Raw genomic sequence first — 22,749 nt, 5'->3', positions numbered from 1 at the left:
GTGTGGGTTGCGCTTCGCGCCCGCGCTACCGGCCGCTCGATACAGGCGCCACGTACAGCGCAAGCAATTGCGCCTTCCAGTTCATGAACACCTGCACCCGCACCGGCAGGTTCCGCCGGTTCTGGTTCACCAGCGATACCGGCATCAAATCGGTCAGGCAGCTTGCATTCCACGCCCGACGTGTTTCACGCCACGTCAACAACGTATCCAGATCCTCGTCGTCTCTCAGTGGCCGGTGCGCATTGAAGTCGCTCTTCGGCGGCTTCGCGAAGCGCGCGTTGTAGGCGGCCATGAAGGAGGGCGCGTAAGCGTTGGCGTCGGCCACCGTGTTGATCCCGCGCAATCGCATCTGTTCGCGCAGAACGTGTCGATGTTCAGCTCATACATCGCCCGGCCGAACGGTGTCACGCGATTGCCAGTCTTGCCCGGTGTCGAAACTCGGAACACGCTGGCCTTGTCGCTGTAGAACGCCCCGGGTTTGCCGTGCCGTTCGATGTACGCTCGCGTTGCTTCGAAGTAGCTGAAGGTCGATTCCGTCTGTGTGAAGTGCAGCATCATCAGTCGACTCGTCGCGTCATCCACATACACCAGCAGCGTGCAGGCCGGCGCCCGTTCCTCGAACCATCGATGATCGCTGCCGTCGATCTGGATCAGTTCACCGAGGCACGCCCGGCGCGCTCGCGGCTGGTAGACCTTAGGTGGACGCTGCCGGCGTGGCACCCACAAACCGGCATCCGTCATCAGCCGCCGTACCGTTTCCCTGGCCAACTGGATGCCATGGCACTCGGACAACTTCTCGCAGGCCAGCGTCGGGCCAAAATCCGCGTAGCGCTCGCGAATGATCGTCAGCGCTCGCCGAGCCAGTTCCTCGTCCAATCGCCGGTTCCCCGGACGACCACGTTTGCGCGACGTCAGTCCAGCCGCACCAGATTCCCGGTACCGAATCACTAGCCGTTCGATCTGCCGGACCGTTAGGCCCAGTCGTTCGGCCGCGCGGCCAGGCTTCAGGCCCAAATCCACTACAGCCTGGATTACCTTCAGACGGTCGAGTTCTCGCATGTTCAATGTCACCAGTGCTGTTCGGTGCATCGCCGGCTCCATGATCTGACAGGGAGCCGGCAAGCTTACCGAGGTCCAAACGCGACATTTCTAAATGGCTAGAACACGACATTTCTAGAAAGCTACTACACAGAAACTATCGATAATTCACGTTATGTAAAATAATAATCATCACGACGATCATGAACCCACCGTGCCGCACCGCCGTGTCGCGCGCGTCATCGTCGACGTGCGGCCTCCTCGATTACGACTGCGAGAGCCTGTGCCAGCGCTCGACCGCCGATTCCGAACCAGCGGCCGTTCCACCTGCCGCGATGCGGCGAGCCTCTTCGACCGCCGCCTGTTGATCGAGTGGCATCTGCCCGACGGTTGCCACCGTTTGCGAGGCATCCGCCGCGACATCCGGCTGTTGCAGCCCGGCTCGCGATGCAGCCGCCGGTCGCCGCCGAAACCAGATCGAACCGCGTGGCCAGGAACGGCGCCTAGGTCATCATGCGCGCGCGAAGCTTCTCTCGGAGAAACGCACCGTGTTCCCGCGCGCGCTGTCACCGGGCCGCGAAATACCGCATCGTTCCTTTATCGTTTCTTGCGCCTGGTGGCGCGACGCGTCGACAGTCAGGCCGACAGCGCGGCCCGCGCGCTCAATGGCCGCATGTCGGTCCAATTGACGCTGATCCATTCGAGACAGACGTCCCGGGTTCCCGGCGGACCCACCGCCCGCCAGCCTTCCGGCACACATTCCAAATGGGCTCTATCGCTCGCCGCCGGCCGGAAAAACAACGGGTGAGAATCTCCGATGTTGTGTTTACCTGAGTGCCCGATTAATATCGATCGCATTCCGCAGTCAAATCTCTTAAAAAATCTGCAGGCTTGACAACAGGCGTATCTGTCCGATCAAGTACTCCGAATATTCCTAAATTTATTTCGTCATCAATCAGATTCGGAAGAAGATCGTCCATAAGATAGTCGAGATCAATCTCCCTTGTGAGACAGTTTTTCCAATCTCCAATTGCGCATAATTCGGCGAGTTGGCGTGCCGGCCACAGTGGAAATATCGGATTTTCATTATCGTCCGCTCCCATTATCCATCCATCGTCGTATAGACCCCATGCAACCTCCCAGTCGACAATTTTCTTTACCGAGTATTCATATCTCCTTCGCCCTTCCGCTTTGGTCAATTTTTCGATCTGGATACGAGTCAAAGTCAACATTTTGGTCTCCGATCAATGGGTGTTATTAATACATTTCTTGCACTTGCTCGTCGCGCGTTTGGTTGTTTGTTTCTTGTTCTTGCTGCCATGATCATCATACTTGTGTTGCCGCTGGTGCAGCTGGGTGGTGTTCAGATCTGTGTGCAGGTAGTCGAACCCCTTTGCCGATTCGTAACCTCTCCAGTGGGCCATGTCGAAACCATATGGCACGCGAACGGTTTTCTTCTCATTGCCTAGTTGGTTGCGACTCTTCGTTTCTATGGCATACGTCTCTTGCCGTATCCATCCTCGTATGTAACTGGGTTGCTTGTCATCATCTGCAAGCGCTTTGAGTCGAGGTTGCTTTCCGGCATACGATCGCCTGCTTCTGCGTCTGAGCCCCAGCGGGTCATTCCAGCCATACAGATTGACAGCAAGTTCGTAGGGATTGATCCCACCATCCAGGCCGATCGGGTCTTGTGATATATATATCCCGACTTCCGGATCGAAGTAACGATATCGATTGTAGTGCAGGCCGCTTTCAATATCATGATACTGACCAAAAAGACGCAGTGGCTGATAGATTGAGTTGCCGTTGTTTTTGTTGGCTTGCCCTAGGATGGTATAGCTCGCATTCCACACGATTGACCCTGATACATCGGTCATTCTCGTTGGTGCGCCGTTTGCATCCAGATGAAAAAAATACAGCTCTTCGGATGTATTATATGTGACGGCGAGTGGATTAAATGTCCCTGGAAAGTAGATCCATTCCAGATTTTTTAATTCGCGCACATCCCCGGTGCCAGTCATGTCGGGATCGTCAATACGGTCTTCAATTTCTGCGGCCAGGGCGTCGCCATCCCACATAAATCGACTTTGTATCGTTGATGACGTCGCGGTGCCTGATCGCTGCCCGGATGGCACAAGGACATCCTTCCGGGTGAACTTCCCCACTCTTCGATGGAAAGCATCGTACGTATATTGTGTGGAAGTGCTCAGGACTTCGTCCATCGTTTGTTGAACCGTGCGAGCTTCGATCAGGAGTCCATCGCCATCCCAATAGAATTGCGAATCCTGAACGCTATCCTGCCTGCGCACCAGGTTACCTGCACGGTCAAATGTATATCTACGGCCTCCATATTCACCTTCCCGGGCGAACGTAGTATTTTTTATACGGTTCGGTAAGTGGGTCGCTTCGACTCCGGCGCGGGTCCGCAGCAAGTCACCCGCTTTATCGTGGATGAAGCGATGAAGCTTGCCGGCAGGATCGATGTGGCTGGTTACCCTGCCTAGCGGGTCGTATTCGATTCGCTCCGTACCGCGCAGGGAATCGCGTTTCTCGACGAGTTCTCCGTTTGCGTCGTAGGCATACTCATTTACAAAGAGCGGGCCAGTGTCAGTAAGCAGCTTTTGTGTCGTGAGCAGCCCATCCGGTCCGTAAGTCAACTCCCGACATTGGTGTGCTCCCAGTTGTTCGCGAACGATTTGCCCGAGTCCGTCGCGCTCGATCAGGATCGGCGCGGCGTCGTTGATTTGCACCGATGAAATGGAGTTAAGTGCATCGTAGGTGTAACGCACGCTGTTTGAACTAGCGCGCGACCGGCATGAAGTACGACGCTCGATACGGTTTCCTGCCGGATCGTAAGCGAACGAGATGCAGAAATCATCCCCCTGTTTTTCGGAAAGAACGCGCCCATCCAGGTCGTACTCCAGATAGACTGAACAATCAGGGGAATGGGCTTGGACGAGATTGCTGTCCTGATCGTATCGAAACGTCTCTGATCGTACCCCGGAGGCCTGCCGAGAGTCGGCTATGCGCTTCTCTACAACTCGCCCGCGGGCATCGCTGACGTACTCGATTTCCTGTCCGCGGGGATCGGTGCTGCGAAAGAGTGCTCCATTGGGGTGATATTGATACTTCCACGATTGCCCCCAATAGTCGATCTCTTCAACGATACGGGCCAAGGGATCACGTTTCAACGTGTGATGCTCGCCGCGTTCGTTGACAACGCCCACCAAATCCTCTTCAGAATCGTACAGATATTCGACGACGGTTCCATCGGCAGCCAACCGCTTGCTTATCTGGCCAAGCATTGTGTACTGGAACCACGTGGCATTTCCGGCTGGGTCCCGGTGACACGTGAGATTCCCGTCCGCGTCGTAGCTGAAGGAACTGGCCTTGGCATCCGGCTCCACCGCACGGATCAGGTTGTCGTTGCGATCGTATTCGTAGCGATAAACCTGCCCCAGAGGGTCAATCACTTGGACGATATTGCCGCGTCCGTCGTGCGTATATCCGATGCGATGACCCAGAGGATCGGTCAAGAAGGCAAGATTTCCGTCGCTATCGAATTCGATCCGGGTTGTCGCTCCGCGGGGATCCGTAAATGAAGTCAGTTGCCCGTATGCATCGTATGTGTAGCGAGAAATGGCACGCGACGGGGTCATCTGCGCGACCAGGTTGCCATAGTGGTCCCATTCGTAGCGCCACGTTTTGCCTCCAGGCGTAGTCAGGCATATAGGGCGGTGATTTTTATCGTATTCGGTCTGTCGGGTATCGCCGTTGGGGTGTATCTCGGACAGGAAATTTCCGTATGTGTCATAGCACCACGTCGTGGTATGTCCTTCTGGATCAGTTTCACGATTTGTCCGCCCCTGCGGGTCGTACTGATAGCTCGTGACGCCGTTCAACGGGTCAATTTCTGCAACCGGCATGTTTCGCGCGTTCAATTGCATGATCGTGGTGTATCCGCGCGAATCGATGAACCTTGCCTCCCTCCGGGCTGGATCGTACGAGAAGCGATAGTCGAACAATCCATCGTCGCCCCACGCTCGCTCAACACGTTGCTTACCGTCGTCACAATTGCGATAGCTGTAGTAAAACGACACGCCCCGGGCGCTGGTGTGACCGACCATCAGATGCGCGTCTGTGTAGTCGAAGCGATGTGGCTGAGTCATCGCGTCCACTGCGGCTCGCAGATCACGACAGTCGTCATGCTCGTAAGTGACGAGAAAGTGTGTGCGGCCAGTACCATCGCGCAAAGCCAGCGAGGCCAAACAAGCCGCCGAACGCACATCCGGATCCGCATTCGTTATGTTTCTCAGGCTGCATTCGAGTGTGCGGCCTGTTGGCCCGTCCCGTGTCCATTCGGAGATACGCTCAAGGCATCCGAGTGCATCTCGTTCGAAGACCCAGGCGTTGCCGTTTAAATCGGCTATACGTTCGATTTGCAAAGTCAGGCGGGCATTGCTTGGTAGCGCACGAACCGTTTGACGCCATTGCGGCGGCAGCGCGAAATCGTATTCGATCCCCTCGCGCGTGCGCAGCGTCAACTCATCTTCGTATTGGTACAACGCGTATCCACGTTGCCAGTCGTACACACGCACTGGCCAGCCGTGGCTTGCCGGAAGCACGTCGAAGGCAGTTGAATGGTCCGGAAAATTCGCGACTGCGCCCACGGCGCCTTCGTGCCAGATCAACTCGAGTCGTATGTCGGCCGGTGTTTGCCAGCCTGTACCGGCCACTCCTTCATAGGGGGGATTGCTCGCATAATGCCGTTCCCATACGAGCGGCAATCGTCCGGATATCGTGAAGTCGCGTTGCTGCACGACCACTTGCCCTGTCGTAACGTCGACCGGTTCTGCCTTTAGCACGTTGCATCGCAAGAACCCCGGTTTCAAATGCAGCTTATCCGCCAGCGCATGCGCCCACTTGGACCCCTGAAACGCCTTGAACAACCCCTTCGCCGCCGCAGCCATATTCATGATCGGCGGCCCGCCGACCATCACCGGTCGCCCTGCCGGAATCGGCAGCATCACCGAGCTCGGCATCGACGGATAGGTACGATCGGTATGCGCGCTGTTGTGGCCAGGCGGTTCCAGGCCAATAGACCAGCAGCTCAACGCCGGCAGCGCCATGAACGACATCGGATCGTTATTGGCGAGCACCGTCCGGCTGCCCATGTACGATTCCGCATCGTCCGAAGGGATAGGATCCGGCTCCGGCGGCGGGGCAAACGACTCGCCGAGCGGAAAATGCAGCCCTGGGACATGGTATGAATGCGTCCCGGCAGTTGCCCGCATCAAGCCATTCACGAAGATCGGCCGTCCAGCGGCGCCGCCCATTCCGACACCTGCGCCGAACATGTTTCCAATGCGGCTCTGGAGCGCTGCGGCTTGCTGCTCGAGTTTCAGCCCCTCCGCGACGATCGAGTTTTCCTCGATATCAGTCAGTTTTCCCGATGCAAACTCGGCCGCGTCGTCGAGCTTCTTTGCCACATCGGGATGGTCTTCGAGATACTCGGCCGCCTTCTCCTGTGCAATCGCCATCGCGATGCTTCCGACCACGCCCTTCGCCGCCTCGATGTACTCCCGAAGATCGAGCATGAACCCGACATGCGGGTGCGGCAGAAACACGGGCGTCGGACTCGGTGCAACCAGGACCGAATGAACGTCGATACCGACAACGGGATCCAGATGCTTGACCGCCAGCAATCCCATTCAGCCCTCCCTGCTCAGCGCCCGCCACGCAACGCCGCGACCTTCGCGCTCAGCGCGTTGCGTCTCCGGTCCATCGCACCCAGCTGTGACACCATCCACTCGACAACCATCGGCAGATTACTGTTAGCCCGCATCGGCTCATCGATCATCAATCCCGCATCGAGCGCATTGAAACCGGCCTCCAGCGCATGCTCGCGCTCCCCCGCCCGCTCCCAGCACACGGCGCTCATGCGCCACGCCTCGACCGTCATCAGCCCATCCTTCGCCGCCGTGGTCGAGGCCACCGCACGCTCGTAGCAATAAGCCGAGTGCGCATAATCCTTATGCGTCAGATGCACGCTCGCCTCGCCGAACAACCCGTTCGCAACGAGCTTGTGCCCCGCCGGATGCCCTGCCTCGACCGCGCGCATGCCGCTGCTGGCGGCACTCCGATACGCATCGATCGCCTTCTCCCGATCACGCCACTTCAGATACGCAGCCCCTGCAATCAGATGCACGACAACGCATTGATCGAACCACTGCTCACGCTCCGCGACCTTCAACGCCGCTGCACGCAATTCCTCCAGTCGAGCAGGATTACCGCCTTCGATCATCTCGGTCAGCATCACGAAATGCCGTCGAAACTCGCCGCTCGGCCCGCGCTCGCCCGATTCCGCAAGCAATTCGCGCGGCACGCTGGCCATCGAATACTTGCCGTGCACGACGCGCACCGCGGCGCGATGCCGTTGCTTCAACGCCGCAAACGGCGCGATATCGATACGCGGCACGACAAAACGCACGCGCTCGGCAAGCCGCGGTGCGACCGAGATGATCGACAGCAAATCGTCGATCCATCGCACCCATGCCGCGTCATCCCGCACTTTCCCCGGCTCCAGCACGAATACCATTGCCGGAAAAATATCCGGATGGTGCTGCATCAGGCTGTCGGCAACCGCGAACAGATACAGCAAGGGATTCTTGCCATCGTCGTACGGCGCTTGCCAATCGGCCCGCACCCCCTGCGCATCGGATCCTTCACGCCGGCTGTCGTAGAACGCAATAAGCTCGTCCGTCAGCGCCTTTGCGTACTCCGCTTCATTGACGAACGACGCGCGCATCGTCCTGACCGCACACGACGTCTCGTCCTGAACCTGAAAATAGAGCCGCACGAGCTCCGCATCCGTCTCGTCGGTCTGCCAGATCATCAATCGCGCATCCTGCTCTTTCGCGAAATTCATCCAGTCCGTATGCGCATCCATGAACCTGCGTTCTATCGGATTGGTCGGCTGCCAGTTCTGCATTCGTGCGAGCCTCCGTTATGGATTCAGTTTCAGGATCGCGCCTTCGACCGTGTGTTCGCCGGTCGCCGACGACGTCACCGTCTTGCCGTTCACGCTGTGGGTGTTCGTGCCGGTCGACGCGATGTTGACGCCCTGGATCGTGATCGTGCCGTCACGCTTCATCACGATGCTGGACATCCCGCAGACGAGCGAAAGCTGATCGCCGGCGTTGACGAGCATCTGGTGCTGCACGTTCGTCGTATGGTTCGCGCCGACGTTGACGGTGTGCTCACCGCCGACCGTGTGCGTATGGGCGTTGGCAATCGTCGATGTACGTGCACCGATTTCCTCGGTATGCGACGACGCAACCAGCGTCTTCATGTCCTGCGACGTCGTTTGATACATCTGTCCGACATTCAGCGTCTTGCCTTCGCCGATCGTTTCGGTCTTGCCATGCGTGACCGATTCCGTGTGGCTGCCGCCGATCGTCGCCTCACGATCCGACGCGATCGTGACGGTCTCCTTCTTCCCGACCGTTCGCGTGCGGTTCCCGCCAACCTCATGCGTCTCATCCACGCCGATCTGCGCCACCCGGTTCTGCCCGATATTCACCGACTCGTTCTGCCCGACGCTGCGTTGCCGGTTGTTCTTCACCTGCATCGTCTCGTCGTTCCCGACCGTATGCGTATGGTTGTTCCCGACGGAAAGCGAATGATCGAGTTCGGTCTCGGCGTCGAAATTGCGCTCGGCATGCATCCACAGCTGCTCGGCGCCCTTCTTGTCCTCGAACCGGAACGCGTTCGCATGGTCGGTCGTCCCGCCCGGTGACGACCGCGACAGCAGCCCGCTCTGCGTCGCGCTGCCCGGCAACCCCCACGGCGGCATCTTCTCGCCGTTGTAGACCCGCCCCGTCACGATCGGCTCATCCGGATCGCCGTTGAGAAAATCGACGACAACCTCATCGCCGACACGTGGAATCTGCACGCCACCGAAGCCACCCCCAGCCCAAGGACTCGACACTCGCACCCAGCATGACGAATCCTGATTGCTCTGCCCGTATCGGTCCCACCGAAACTGCAACTTCACCCGCCCATACTGATCGGTCCAGATTTCCTCCCCCGGCGGCCCGACCACGGTAGCCGTCTGCGGCCCGTTCGTCCGCGGCCGCGGCGTTTCACGCGGCGACCGATAAGGCAGGCTCGACGGCTGCACGAGCAGCATCGTCTGATGCACCACAGCCTCCGCGCCCTGATCGCTCGCATACGCGTTCTCCTGGAAACGGTACCGACACCGCACGATCAGGTACTCGCGGTTCTGGTCGGCACGCGGGCAATGCGCGAGCGTGAACAGATACCCGGGCGCCGCCCCACGCACGTCCGTCTCCGCACTCGCGCGCTCATGCTCGGCCTGCTGCTCCTCGAGCCGCACGCGGCTGTAATGCGCACCAGGCGCATCGTCGCGATACCCGCCCGGCCATTCGAAAGACGCAAAACTGTCGTGATCATGCCCACGCGGATCGACCTTCTGCGACGAAAGATCGGCACGCGGCTTCGTATAGTCGTAGTCGGTGGTCTGGTGCTTGCCGACGCTCACTTCCTGCGCGGGCAGCCAGCCGTCGATGTGTTCCTCGTCGGCGATCGCGGTGCGATCCTGCGCGATGTACGGGATCGTTTCGTAGCCGGGCAACGCGACGTGGGACGACATCGCGTCGCACAGCACGAGCGTATGACTGTCGGCCGCGTGCCGGAAATAGAAATAGATGCCCTCGAACTCCATCAATCGCATCACGAACGCGGCGTCGGTCTCGTTGTATTGCACGCAGAACTCACGCGGCACGTACGCATCGGTCAGCTTGTTTTCGATGGGGAAGCCGTAAGGTGCGAGCACTTCCTGCACGATGTCGGGCACGGTGCGGTTCTGGAAGATCCGGCAGTCGGAGCGGCGCGTCGCGAGCCACAGCCACGGCCGCACGACGAGCTCGTAGCCGTAGTGCCGTTCGGCGCGCCGGCCGGCCAGCGTCGCGCGCGCGACGATCCCGTTCAGATAGCGCGTCGACAGGTCCTGCTGCTCGATCCGCACGGTCACGGGCTTGCCGAGCATGTCCTTCAGCGACAGGCTGTGGCTGTCAGCCAGAGCCTCGATCCGGAATTCGAACAGGCGGCCGAGTTCGTCGCTGCCATCGAGCGTGTGGAACTTCAGGTCGTCGCCGTGCGGGCTGTCGAGTGTGAATACGCGATTCACGTCGTTCCCTCCTCGTCGAACCGGTAAGCGAATTCGCCGCCGGCGGCGCTCACCTCGATCGACGTCAGCGTGCGCCCTTCGAGCGTGGCTTCGAGGATCGAGCGGCCGATGCGCGGCATCACGGTATGCGTGAGGATCGCGTCGACCATGCGGCCGCCGGATTCGATCGTCCGGCAGCGTTCGACGATCAGCGCGGTCGCCGAATCAGTGCATCGCAGCTGGATTCCGTGATGCAGGTCGATCCGCTTCTCGAAGCGCCGCAACTGCAACTCGACGATGCGCGCGAGCGTTGCATCGGTCAGCGGGTAGTACGGCACGACGGTCAGCCGGCCGAGCAGTGCGGCGGGGAACACGTCGAGCAGCGGCGCGCGCAGTGCATCGGCGAGCGTCTGCATGTCGGGCAGGCGCTCGGGGTCGCGGCACAGCTGCATCACGCGATCGGCGCCGACGTTCGAGGTCAGCAGGATCACGGTATGCCGGAAGTCGATGTCGCGCCCCTCGCCATCCTCCATCCAGCCCTTGTCGAACACCTGGAAGAAAATCTCGTGCACGTCGCGATGCGCCTTCTCGATCTCGTCGAGCAGCACGACGCTGTACGGACGCCGCCGCACGGCCTCGGTGAGCACCCCGCCCTGTCCGTAGCCGACGTAGCCGGGCGGCGCGCCCTTCAGCGTCGATACCGTGTGCGCTTCCTGGAACTCGCTCATGTTGATCGTGATCGCGTTGCGCTCACCGCCATACAGCGTGTCGGCCAGCGCGAGCGCGGTCTCGGTCTTGCCGACGCCGGACGGCCCGCACAGCAGGAACACGCCGTGCGGTTTGGTCGGGTCGTCGAGCTTCGCACGCGCGGTCTGAATCCGTTCGGCGATCAGTTCGACCGCATGGTGCTGCCCGACCACACGTTCGCCGAGTGTCTCGGCGAGCTTGAGCACGGCTTGCGTCTCGTCGCGCACCATCCGGCCAAGCGGAATGCCGGTCCAGTCGGCGACGACGGCGGCGACCGCATGCGTGTCGACGGCGGGCAGCACGAGCGGTGCGTCGCCCTGCATCTCGGCGAGCGCCTGCTGCGTGGCTGCGAGGCGCGACAGGACATCGACGCGTGCGTCGCTCGTGAGCTCGTGCGACGGCTCGTCGTCGAGCAGCGCGGCACGCGATTCGACGATCGAGGTTAATGCTTCGCGCTCGGCTTGCCAGCGCGTGTCGAGCCGATCGAGCTCCGTCTGCACGGTGGCAAGCTCGGCATCGATCGCGTCGCGCCGTGCGGTGTCGCCGCTGCCGAGCGCGCACTCGCGCGCGATCCGTTCCCGCTCGACGTGCAGGCCGTCGATGCGCCGTCGCGCGTCCTCGATCGGCGCGGGCACCGCGTGCTGGCTGACGGCGACGCGCGCGCAGGCCGTGTCGAGCAAGCTGATCGCCTTGTCCGGCAACTGCCGAGCCGGGATATACCGATGCGACAACGTCACGGCGGCCTGCAGCGCGTCGTCGAGCACCAGCACGCGATGGTGGGCTTCGAGCTTCGCGGCGAGACCGCGCAGCATCGTCACGGCGGCGGCCTCCTCGGGCTCGAGAACATGCACGAGCTGGAAGCGCCGCGTCAGCGCGGGATCCTTCTCGATGTACTGCTTGTACTCGGACCACGTGGTCGCGCCGATCGTGCGCAGCAGGCCGCGCGCGAGTGCCGGTTTCAGCAGGTTCGCGGCGTCGCCGGTGCCGGCCGCCCCGCCCGCGCCGACGAGCGTATGGACTTCGTCGACGAAGAGGATCGCGGGCCGCTCGGACGACATCGCTTCGTCGATCACGCCACGCAGGCGGCTCTCGAATTCGCCCTTCACGCTCGCGCCAGCCTGAAGCAGCCCGATGTCGAGCAGGTACAGCGCGACGTCTCGCAGAGACGGCGGCACGTCGCCAGCGGCGATGCGCAGCGCGAAACCTTCCGCGACGGCGGTCTTGCCGACACCGGCCTCGCCGACCAGCAGCGGGTTGTTCTGCCGGCGCCGCAGCAGGATGTCGACGATCTGGCGGATCTCCGCGTCGCGCCCGACGACGGGGTCGATCTCGCCTGCCCGTGCACGGGCGGTCAGGTCGACGGCGAAGCGCGCCAGGGCCGAGCCTTCCGCTGCTGGCATACCGCGCGTCGCGGCGTCGCCGGAGCCGGTGCCCGAGCCCGAATCGGCACGCGCAGCCGGTTGCGCTTCGGGCGAGCCGTCGACGATCGATGCGAGTTCGTCGGCGAGCACATCGGGCACGATGCGCTCGAACTCGCGTGCGATCGCGTACAGCACGTTGCGCAACTGCGGCGTTTTAAGGATCGCGAGCAGCAGGACCGCGCCGCGAATCCGCGTCGCGTCGTATTTCAAGGTCGCATAGACCCACGCGCGCTCGACCGCGTCGTCGATGTGCACGGACAGGTCCGACACCGACCCCGCGCCGCGCGGCAGCCGATCGAGCGACGCGACGAGGCCGCGCTCGATCGCGGCCTCGTCGATCTCGAACCGGCGCAGCACGCGCTGCAGGTCGCCGTCGGGCCGCTGCAGGAGCTGCTTGAACCAGTGCGCGAGTTCCACGTACGGATTGCCGCGCAGTCTGCAGAATCCGGTCGCCTGCTCGAGCGTCTCGTAGAGGAGCGGATCGAGCTTTCCGAACAGGTTGACGCGGCCGATATCGGACATGACGGTTCCCGTTTAGGCGGTTTCGCGATGAAGGACGGCGCCGGTGCGCGGCGGGCCGCCACGGCGTGCGTCGTAACGGACGACGAGATCGCGCGCGGGGCCCGCGTCGAGCCGTTGCCCGAGCCACGCGGTACGGCCGAGGCCCTGCGACGCGCCGAGCGCGATCGCCGGCACCGCGTCGGCCGCCAGTTCGAGCTGAACGTCCCAGTCGAACTCGATGCCGACGTATTCGCGCACCCAGTGCGCGAGCTGCCGTGCGTGCGGGCCGCCCGGCAGGAAGCGCCGGTACGCGTCGAGCGACAGCGGTCCGAGCACGATCCGGAAATGCGACTGCGCGTCGCGCACCGCGATGCCGAGCGCGACGCCGCCGACGCGCAGGGTCGGCCGCGTCGCACGGATCACGCAGCGCTGCGAGCGTTCGATCGCGACCCAGCGCGACACGTGCTCGACGATGCGCGCATCGACGCCGAAATGACGTCGCAGGATCTGCACGAGCCCTTCCGGGTTGCGCGTGTGCCGTACGAGATGACCCGCGTGGAAATAAAGCGCATGCGGCGCGAGCGTGTCGGCAGCCGTGCGTTCCGCATCGGGCTGCCCTGGCGGCCCGTCGCCATGCGCGGCGCGCCCGATGAGGCTCGCGACATACGCGTCGAACCGTGCGCGCCCGGGACGATCGAGGCTCACCGTCGGTTGCGCGTCGGCCCATGCTCGGTAGAACAGCAGGATCAGCCGGTGATGAAACAGGTCCGCGAACGCGGCGAAGGTCGGGTCGTCGTGCTGGGCTGCGCGCTCGTGCGCGTATTCGGTCAGGTGGGTCGGCAGCGGCCCGTTCGGTCCGAACAACCCGAAACCGTGGATCGCGATGCGCGGCAGCGTGGCGCTGCCGTCGCCATCGTATGCACCGGCCACCATCGACGCCGCGAACGCGAGCGACGGCTGTTGCCCGAGCCGCAGCGGTTCGTCGCGCGGCCGCGCGGCATGACCAAGCGGTGCACGGCCGGGCGACAGCGCGTCGAGCCAGCGCAACGCCTGGAACAGGTCGTAACCGTGCGGCGCAGCGCGCAGTCGCGCCCACCATGCGTCGCGGCGTGCGGCTTCGGCGGCCGATCGAGCGCCGGGTGGCGTGCCGTGTTTCATATCGCGGGCCGCCTGCCGATGCGCGCAGGCCAGTGCGCGAGCGTGCCGCGCTGCACGCTGGTCAGCACGCATTCGGCGAACGCATTGATCGATACATGCCGCGCGAAGAACTGTTCGAGCACCGCACCGAGCAGGAACGGACTGTCGCCGGAGAACGCGTGATCGTCGACGGTCACGTCGACCTGCACGCCGCGCCCGAACATCAGCGGCCCGAGCGCCGGCAGCCGCCGGAACACCGGCGAGAACGCGACGCGCCGCACGCCGTCGATCTGCCGGCGCATCGCGGCATCGGCCGGGTCGGCGTGCAGGCCGAGCAGCTCGCGCAGCGCGTGCGCGCCCTCGTCGTCGTCGAGATCGGTCAGCGTCTGCCGGGCGAGCCCGAGATGACGGATGAGCCGCCAGGCCGTCTGCGCGTCGGCGATCGGCGGGCGCGGCCGCGACGGGCCGCGAATCGCGGCGATACGCTCGACGGGCGCCGAGATGCGCAGCGTGAACGTGTTCGCATCGCCTGGCGGCAGCAGCAGCGCGAGATCGCGGTTGGTGCACAGGGTGTCGACGGACAGGTAGCGCATCGACTCGTCGTACGGGGCGCACTGGCTGTCGACGAGCGACACGTAGGTCTCGCTGCCGACGTAGCCGGTGCGCGTGCCGTTCGCGCGTGCCTGCGCGGACACCAGCCGAGGCTCGCGACGCATCGTGTAGTACGCGCCGTAGTTGCCGTCGTCGCTCGCGAACGATGCATGGAACGGCCGGAATTCGCGCGACTGGCCATCGTCGCGCTGCTCGCTCGCCAGCCGCTGCACGGCATAGATCTCGTGATCGAGCGGCCGGCTGCGGTCGACGACGACATGATGCTCGCGCGCGCCCGGCTGCAACCGGATGCGGTCGCCGCGACGTGCGAAGAGGTTCACGGCCGGTGTGCAGTTCAGCGCCAGATGCCGCGCATCGACGGCCGCCTCGAGTGCGGCGTCGTGGCGGTCGAACAGCACTGTCAGCTCGCATTCGTCGCCGGTGGCGCGCGCGAGCGCGGCGCGCAGCCCGCCGACGCTGAAGAACAGGAAGCGCGCCGGAAACGCGAAATACTCGCGCAGCAGCCGGTAGCCGTGGAAGCTGCGCCCGTCGTCGGGCAGGATCGCCTGCGCCGGATCGAAACCCTCGTGGACGATCGCATCGGCGTCGAGCGTGTGCAGCCAGCGCGGCGGCTGCCCCGGGTCGTGGCAGACGACGCCGAGCGCATGCGCGGCGATCAGTTCGAGCAGGTGCAGCGCGTCGCGTTCGGGGCCCGCGAGATGAAAGGTCAGCCGCTCGAGCGGCAGTTGCGACAGCCTGGCGCCGCCGCGCGCCTTGAGCCGGATGCGCAACGCGCCGCGCACGTCCTGGCGTGCCGGTACGGCGCCGCGCGGCAGCCACGACGGCGCGCCGGTGACGGCCGCATCGGTCAGCTCGAGCGGCCACAGCGTCAGGTCGTGCGCGGTACGGAATTCGCATGCGGTCTGCTCGGATGCGGCGGGCCGTGCGCGCAGCGCAGTGCCGGCCGGCAGCCGCCAGCCCTGCGCGAGGCTGCCTTCGTTCAGCATCGGTGTGAACCGCACGATCGCCATCGACGGCAATGGCGCGAGATAGCCCGGATACACGGCGTCCAGCAGCGCCTGGGTGAACCGCGGAAACTCGGCGTCCATCTTCAGCTGCACACGCGCGGTGAGGAAGCTGAAGCCTTCGAGCAGCCGTTCGACGTACGGATCGGGCGGCCCCGACTCGGTGAGCCGCAGCCGCGCGGCGATCTTCGGGAACTGCTGCGCGAATTCGTCGCCGAGCTCGCGCAGGTACGCGAGTTCGCGGTTGTAGTAGTCGAGCAGGCGCGTATCCATCGTGTCAGTTTCCCGCCGCCGACCGCAGCGACATCGCGCCCGTCTCGAGATCCAGGTCGGAGCGCAGCACGAATTCGACCGGATGCGGGATCGACCACAGCGTGCCGCGAATCTCGAACAGCAGCACGTTGTGACGCCGTTCGCCGGCGCGCCCGTCCGATGCACCGGCGAGGCTGCGGACCTCGACGCTGTCAGGCGCGATGCGCGGCTCGAAGCGCACGATCGCGTCGCGGATCGACGCCTCGACCGACATGCGCTCGACGCCCGACATCGGCTTGCCGACCAGCGGCCGCATCCCGTAGTTGAGCACCGAGGCCTGCGCGTGCGCGAACGCGGCCCAGTCGACGAAGCCGTCCTCGGCGTTGCGTGTATTGAGCAGCCACGCGAGATCGCGCAGCACGGCCGCGCGCAGGCGCTCGGCGCCGATCCCTTGCGTGCCGGGCAGATCGGCCGTGCGCTGCGGCGCGTCGTCGGTCAGCCGGTCGAGCAGCGCGGGCTGCAGCCGGTCGCGCATGCCGCCGTGCCGGCCGGCGCGGGCTTGCGGGTCGTCCATCGTCATCGCTCCGCCGTCACATCTCGGTGTTTTCCTTGATGTTCCAGCCGACCGACACCTCGGCGCCCTTGCCGCCGTTGTCGTTCTGCTGCCAGTACTGCTTCTTCACCTTCGCGGCCTGGAAGCCGTAATGCATCATCAGACGGTCGGCCGCGTCTCCCGGATCGATGCCCGCGACCTGCGCGGACGTGACGAGCACTTCCTGCAGCGTCACGCGCATGAACTCGATCTGCGAGCCGCCGGTCTTGCACGCGGAGATCTCGACCTTGGGCAAGTGCTTGCCGCTCGCGCAGTTCTTGATGATCGCGGGCGCACCCTTGTCCATGTACGCGGCCACGACGAGATCGTTGAAGCTCGCCTTGCCCGCATTGCCGCCGCTGCCGCTCGCCATCGCGCCCGGCTGGCTCGCGCCCCACGTGAACGACTCGATGTCGGTCCAGCCCTTGTGCTGCGCGTCCGCCGATTCGCCGGTCACGCCGTCCACCTTCATAAACATAGCCACGCCCATTGCCGTCTCCGTTTCGGTGCGAAATCAGGTTGAATGCCGGGTTGAGTGCCCCTTGCCGCTCACTCGTTCGCCGCCTTCGCGGACGGCAGCCGCGAGATCAGCCGCAGCGACACGGTGAGCCCTTCGAGCTGGTAGTGCGGTCGCAGGAAGAATTTCGACGTGTAGTAGCCGGGGTTGTCCTCGACCTCGTCGACGACCACCTGCGCGGCCGCCAGCGGCTTGCGCGCCTTGGTCTCCTGAGACGAGTTCACGGGGTCGCCGTCGACGTAGTTCATGATCCAGTCGTTGAGCCAGCGCTCCATGTCGTCGCGCTCGCGGAACGAGCCGATCTTGTCGCGCACGATGCATTTCAGGTAGTGCGCGAAGCGGCAGCATGCGAACAGGTAAGGCAGGCGGCCGGACAACCGCGCGTTCGCGGTCGCGTCGGGGTCGTGATACTCGGCCGGCTGGTACAGCGACTGCGCGCCGATGAACGCCGCGAAATCCGAGTTCTTCCGGTGCACGAACGGCATGAAGCCGTTCTTCGCGAGCTCGGCCTCGCGGCGGTCGCTGATGGCGATCTCGGTCGGGCATTTCTGGTCGATGCCGCCGTCGTCGGTCGGGAACGTGTGGCTCGGCAGCCCTTCGACCGCCCCGCCCGACTCGACGCCGCGAATCGACGAGCACCAGCCGTACAGCTTGAACGAGCGGTTGATGTTCGCGGCCATCGCGTAAGCCGAGTTCGCCCACGTGTAGCGGTCGTGATTCGCGGCGTCGGTGTCTTCCTCGAAGTCGAATTCGTCGACCGGATTGGTGCGCGCGCCATACGGCAGCCGCGCGAGAAAACGCGGCATCGCGAGGCCGACGTAACGCGAATCCTCCGACTGCCGCAGGCTGCGCCAGCCCGCGTATTCGGTGTTCTGGAAGATCTTGGTCAGGTCGCGCGGGTTCGACAGCTCCTGCCACGAATCCATCTGCATCAGTTCCGGCGACGCGCCCGCGATGAACGGCGCGTGCGCGGCCGCCGCGATCTTCGACAGCTCGCCGAGCATCTCGACGTCCGGCGGGCTGTGATTGAAGTAGAAGTCGCCGACCAGGCAGCCGAACGGCTCGCCGCCGAACTGACCGTATTCCTCCTCGTAGATCTTGCGGAACAGCGGGCTCTGGTCCCACGCGACGCCCTTGTAGCGCTTGAGCATCCGCGCGACCTCGTTGCGCGACGCCGGCAACGCCTTGATCTTCAGCAGCTCGTCGGTCTCGGTGTGCGTGACGAGGTAATGCAGGCCGCGCCATGCACCTTCGAGCGTCTGGAATTCGTCGTGATGCAGGATCTGGTTGATCTGCTCGGACAGCTTCCGGTCGATCTCCGCGATGATCTGCTTCACGCTGCCATATGCGTCGGTCGTCATGCCGACCGTATGTTCGAGCGCCTGCTGCGCGAGCGTGCGCACCGCGCGCTCGACCGACTCTCGCGCCTCGGCGGTCTTCGGCTTGAACTCCTTCTGCAGCAGCGCGGCGAACTCGCCGTGCGCGACGGCCGGCTGCGCGGCGTCGCGGGTGTCGCGTACATCTGCGCGGGACTGGACGGGGTCATTCATCGCGGGCCTCCGGTTGGGTCGCGTCGCCGGCCTGCGCGTCGGCGCGCGGTTCGCGCACGAGCGTCTTCAGCAGGTCGGGATCGTTGATCGCGCGCTCGATCAACTGCTCGGCGCCGTGCTTGCCGTCCATGTACGACAGCAGGTTCGACAGCTCGGTGCGCGCATCCAGCAGCCGGCGCAGCGCGTCGACGTTGCGCGCGATCGCCGCCGGCGAGAAATCGTCGATCTGCTCGAACGTCATGTCGACGTTGAGCATCCCTTCGCCCGTCAGCGTGTTCGGCACCTGGAACGCGACGCGCGGCGCGACCGACTTCATCCGCTCGTCGAAGTTGTCGACGTCGATCTCGAGGAACTTGCGCTCCGGTAAATCCGGCAGCGGCTCGGCACGCTTGCCCGCCAGGTCCGCGATGACGCCCATCACGAACGGCAGCTGCACCTTGCGCTCCGCGCCGTAGGTCTCGACGTCGTACTCGATCTGCACGCGCGGCGCCCGATTGCGCGCGATGAACTTCTGTCCGCTGCCTGTCGCCTTGGTTCTGTCCGCCATCGTCCGCTCCTTCACATCGATCAGATTGCGTGTACGTTGCCGCCGCGGGGCGGCTTGCCTCATTCGCTCCGTTCGCCGCTCAGCAAGTCCAGCTTCGGCAGGCTCTCCGGAGCGAGATCCCGGATGATTTCGTAGAAGTCGAGCGCAAGCAGCCGCTGCGCGCGCCGCAGCAGCAGCGGCGCCGGGTGGCTCGGCTCGTGCAGTTCGAAATAGCGGCACATCTTGTCGAGGCCGAGCCGCACGTCGTCGCGGCTCGCGACCTCGGCATCGCGCCAGGCCTGTCCGTTCGGCACCGTGGCCGGCACGGACGCGCCGTGCGCGGCGCCTGGTGCGGCCGGCATTGCCGGAATCGAACCGTCCGCCGGCCCTGCCGCTTGCACCGGTGCCGGCTCCGGCATTTCGCGCACGATGCGTTGCAACGCCTTTTCCGTGTCGCTCGCATCGGGCGACCATTCGCTGCCGAGCCGGTCCGTGACGCGCGCGCGGATCGTGTCCAGCGCACCCAGCGCCGCGCGCACGGCGTCGATCGGCACGCGGCCGTCGTCGCGTGCGATCGACAGCGCGGCGACCAGGCCGTCGCGGCTGCCTGCCGCCGGGCCGCCCGCTTCGTCGCGGCCGTCGAGCGCGCGTTCGGCGTCGCGCACGCTCGGGCCCCCGTCGAACAGCGGCTGACGCCGCGCCGCGCGCGCGCATTCGTGCGCGCCGGCGACATCGGCGAGCGCGTTCATCCGCGGTGTCGGATCCTGTTCGCCGTCGGCGTCCAGGCGCGGGTGCAGGTCGTCCCACCAGCGCTCGATCAGGCCGGCGACGACCGCGAGCCCGTCCGCGTAGCCCGGAATGCCGTGCTGCTCGGTCCAGCTGCGCGCGAGATGCGCGGCGACACGCAAGTCCTTCGTCCGCTCGCTCAGCGCGAGCGCAAGGCGCTCGACCGCTCGCCAGTCGGGCGTCTCGGCGGGAATCACGGTGTCGCCGTATTGCTGCTCGGCGCGCGGTGTCGCCCGCTCCTGAAGCTGCAGGAAGTCGGCGTCGTATTCGAGGTTCGGGCCGCACGGGGCTTCCGGCGAGACGTCCGCCAGCAGCCGGCCGATCAGCTCGGCGCGCGGCGTCGCCGCCGGCAGGCCCGGTGACGGCGAGGACAATGCGGCGGCGGCCAGCGCCGCCTGGCTGACGTCATTCGAATGCATAGTCGATGTTGACCGGTTTGCTGCCGAAGTCGATCGCCACGGTGCGGTGCAACGGCGGCAGCGAGCCGTTGCGGATCTCGATCTGATAGACACCCGGTGTCAGCGACACCGAGCGCAGCGGCGGGCTCGCGCCGCGCCGTGCGCCGTTCACGTACACGTCGCCCCACGGGCGCACGTTGAAGCGCACCTGGACGGTTTCCTGCTTCGGCGGGCGCTGCTCGGCGGCCGATGCGTTGATCGCGGCGACGGCCGTCGCCGCTTCCGATGGCGATGCCGACGCGGGTACCGGTGCGCTCGACGGCGATGCAGCGGCCTCCGACGGCGGCACGTTGACGACGCGCTCCGATGCGTCGAGGCTGCCGGCCGGTGCGATGGTCGTGCTCGAACCGGCTTGCGACGGCGTGGCGCCCGCGATGTTCGTGGCGGGCGTGGCGACCTGCGGCGCGGGAACGGCAGCCCCCGCGGCGGGCGTGCTGGCCGGCGCGGCGGCCAGCGTTGGCGGCGGCACCTGCGCGGACGATCCGCCCGGCATACTCGACGTCGGCACGACGATCGGCGTCGGGCCGTGCTGCGCGAGCATCGCGTCCGATGCGCCGGCCGAGGACGCGACGCCGGCCAGCGGCTGGCTGGCGCCCGCTTCCGGTTCGCTGGCGACTTTCGCGGGACGCGACAGATAGGTCGCGGCGATGCCAACGACGATCAGTGCTGCCAGCGCGCCACCCACGTAGGTCTGCGTGCGCCGGTTGCTCGCTGCGATGAACGATGGGCGGCGCGGCGGGCGGGTCGGCGGCGATGCACCCGGCGAGGACGTGGATGCGCCAGCAGCGCCAGCAGCGCCAGCAGCGCCAGCAGCGCCAGCAGCGCCAGCAGCGCCAGCAGCGCCAGCAGCGCCAGCAATCGGCACTGCCGTTCCGTTCAGGTTCCCGATATCCGTTGCGCGGCCCTGGCCGCTGTCCGCCACCGCGCTTGCGGATCGCATGCCGGCGTCGCCATGCGCTTCGGTCTTCGAAGTCGACCGTTCGTCGTCCAACGCTTCCTTTGCACGCGCCTCATCACTTTCACGTCCGCCGGATCGCCCCGTTTTCGCGGAGGGCGACAACGCCTGCGATACGGACGACGAAGCAGTTGAAGAAGCGGACGAAGCCGGCGAAGCCAGCGCTCCCGCAGCAGCAGCCGACGCCAAAGACCCGCCATCTTCCGGCTTGTCGCCAGCCCCGACGGATGCAGTAGACGGCGTACCGGAAGTGCTCGGCTGGCCTTCCGCCCGCTCAGGCTGCGACGACCGCACATCCGTCGTTGCGTCGTCCGATACCGTCCCGCGTTCACCGGCCGACGCCGCAGCAGCAACCCCGGCCGACGTTTTTCCCGTCGCAGCAGACGCACCCGAAACACCGGAGGCCACCTTCCCTGCTCCGCCTCCCCCGGCATCGGCCGCCGGCGGCACAACGGCCGCACCATACCCGCCGCCCGTCGGGTCGAGATCGCGCAACCCGAGTTCCGCCGCGAACGCCGCGACCGACTCCGGCCGATCGGGGATCCGCAACTGCAGCGCGTGATCGATCGCCGCCAGGAACGCCGGGCTGTACACCTCGCCGGCCGGCAACTCGCGCGACGCGAGCGGCCGGTACGTGTCCTTGATGCTGCGCACCACGGCCGCGGGCGGCAGTTCACCGGTGATCAACGCGTGCATCACCGCGCCGAGCGCGTAGAGATCCGTCCACGGTCCCTGGCTGAACGCGGGATCGTCGGTGTACTGCTCGATCGGCGCGTAGCCGGGCTTGATCATCATCGCGCCGTCGTCGACGAGATCGCCGATCCGCTTGCGCGCCGCGCCGAAATCGAGCAGGATCGCGCTGCCGTTCGGGCGGATCAGCACGTTGTCGAGCGCGACGTCGCGATGGAAGCACTGCGCGCGATGCAGCGTGTCGAGCGCGCCGAGCAGCGCGCCGACGATGTTGCGCAATTGCGTCTCGCTCATCCGCACACCGCCGTCGAGCAGCTGCTTGAGCGTGCGCCCCTCGTAGAACGGCATCACCATGTACGCGGTGCCGTGGCTCTCCCAGAAGTGCAGCACCTTCACGAGCCCCGGATGGTCGAATTGCGCGAGCAGGCGCGCCTCGTTGAGGAACGCGCCGCGTCCCGCGTCGAACGCCTGGGCGAACCGCTCGGAGCGCAGCGACACCGTGTAGTCGCCGCCGCGCGTCGCGAGCATGGACGGCATGTATTCCTTGATCGCGACCGCGCGCCGCAAGGTGCGATCGAACGCGCGATAGACGATGCCGAAACCGCCGATGCCCAGCACCTCGTCGAGCTGCAGCTCGCCCAGGCGATGACCGAGCGGCAGCGGCCGCACCGTGAATTCGGGCGCGTCGCCGCGGGTCGCCGTGTCGTGCTCGTTGTCTCTCGATGAAGGATCCTTCATGTCTACCTCGCGATACCGCATCCGTATTGCCTGCG

The 22,749-nt window shown here is 64.9% G+C and carries 13 protein-coding genes and 2 pseudogenes; all 15 read right to left on the bottom strand.

What is annotated here, in order from left to right:
* Positions 1-25 precede the first annotated feature (25 nt).
* Positions 26-145: pseudogene (locus DIE08_RS36505) on the bottom strand (LysR family transcriptional regulator); the annotation flags it as partial.
* A gap of 30 nt (positions 146-175) precedes the next feature.
* A pseudogene (locus DIE08_RS01855) lies at positions 176-1,089 on the bottom strand (ISNCY family transposase); the annotation flags it as partial.
* A 791-nt stretch (positions 1,090-1,880) separates the two neighbouring features.
* On the bottom strand, positions 1,881-2,270 hold the full coding sequence (locus tag DIE08_RS01845; RefSeq protein ID WP_124900841.1) for a DUF2750 domain-containing protein: 390 nt from the start codon (positions 2,268-2,270) through the stop codon (positions 1,881-1,883).
* Between the two features lie 12 nt (positions 2,271-2,282).
* The gene (locus DIE08_RS01840) at positions 2,283-6,749 is read right to left on the bottom strand and encodes an RHS repeat-associated core domain-containing protein (RefSeq protein WP_185715823.1); all 4,467 of its coding nucleotides are present in this window, start codon (positions 6,747-6,749) and stop codon (positions 2,283-2,285) included.
* A 14-nt stretch (positions 6,750-6,763) separates the two neighbouring features.
* On the bottom strand, positions 6,764-8,029 hold the full coding sequence (locus DIE08_RS01835; RefSeq protein ID WP_124900840.1) for a hypothetical protein: 1,266 nt from the start codon (positions 8,027-8,029) through the stop codon (positions 6,764-6,766).
* A 15-nt stretch (positions 8,030-8,044) separates the two neighbouring features.
* A complete protein-coding gene (gene tssI / locus DIE08_RS01830; RefSeq protein ID WP_124900839.1) occupies positions 8,045-10,249 on the bottom strand; it encodes a type VI secretion system tip protein TssI/VgrG in 2,205 nt (734 codons plus the stop codon).
* Entirely contained in the window at positions 10,246-12,918 is a 2,673-nt protein-coding gene (tssH, locus tag DIE08_RS01825) for a type VI secretion system ATPase TssH (protein WP_124900838.1), read from the bottom strand. The genes tssI and tssH overlap by 4 nt, the downstream gene beginning before the upstream one ends.
* Positions 12,919-12,930: 12 nt before the next feature.
* Positions 12,931-14,055, bottom strand: a complete 1,125-nt coding sequence (tssG, locus tag DIE08_RS01820; protein WP_124624111.1) for a type VI secretion system baseplate subunit TssG — start codon at positions 14,053-14,055, stop codon at positions 12,931-12,933.
* Positions 14,052-15,923, bottom strand: a complete 1,872-nt coding sequence (gene tssF / locus DIE08_RS01815) for a type VI secretion system baseplate subunit TssF (protein ID WP_124900837.1) — start codon at positions 15,921-15,923, stop codon at positions 14,052-14,054. The genes tssG and tssF overlap by 4 nt, the downstream gene beginning before the upstream one ends.
* A 4-nt stretch (positions 15,924-15,927) precedes the next feature.
* Entirely contained in the window at positions 15,928-16,476 is a 549-nt protein-coding gene (gene tssE, locus DIE08_RS01810; protein WP_124900836.1) for a type VI secretion system baseplate subunit TssE, read from the bottom strand.
* 16 nt (positions 16,477-16,492) lie between these two features.
* Positions 16,493-16,984, bottom strand: coding sequence for a type VI secretion system tube protein Hcp (locus DIE08_RS01805; RefSeq protein WP_057927224.1), 492 nt, complete (start codon positions 16,982-16,984; stop codon positions 16,493-16,495).
* A 59-nt stretch (positions 16,985-17,043) separates the two neighbouring features.
* Positions 17,044-18,561 (bottom strand): type VI secretion system contractile sheath large subunit, encoded by a 1,518-nt coding sequence (gene tssC, locus DIE08_RS01800; protein WP_124624102.1) that lies wholly within the window; start codon positions 18,559-18,561, stop codon positions 17,044-17,046.
* Complete coding sequence (gene tssB, locus DIE08_RS01795; RefSeq protein WP_124900835.1) at positions 18,554-19,108, bottom strand: type VI secretion system contractile sheath small subunit; 555 nt, start codon at positions 19,106-19,108, stop codon at positions 18,554-18,556. The genes tssC and tssB overlap by 8 nt, the downstream gene beginning before the upstream one ends.
* 59 nt (positions 19,109-19,167) lie before the next feature.
* Complete coding sequence (tssA, locus tag DIE08_RS01790; protein WP_124900834.1) at positions 19,168-20,292, bottom strand: type VI secretion system protein TssA; 1,125 nt, start codon at positions 20,290-20,292, stop codon at positions 19,168-19,170.
* The gene (locus DIE08_RS01785; protein ID WP_124900833.1) at positions 20,279-22,714 is read right to left on the bottom strand and encodes a serine/threonine-protein kinase; all 2,436 of its coding nucleotides are present in this window, start codon (positions 22,712-22,714) and stop codon (positions 20,279-20,281) included. Before DIE08_RS01785 ends, tssA begins: the two co-directional genes overlap by 14 nt.
* Positions 22,715-22,749 lie beyond the last annotated feature (35 nt).

The sequence above is a fragment of the Burkholderia sp. Bp9004 genome (assembly GCF_003858025.1).
Lineage (GTDB): Bacteria > Pseudomonadota > Gammaproteobacteria > Burkholderiales > Burkholderiaceae > Burkholderia > Burkholderia diffusa.
This window is presented reverse-complemented; position numbering and strand designations above follow the sequence as displayed.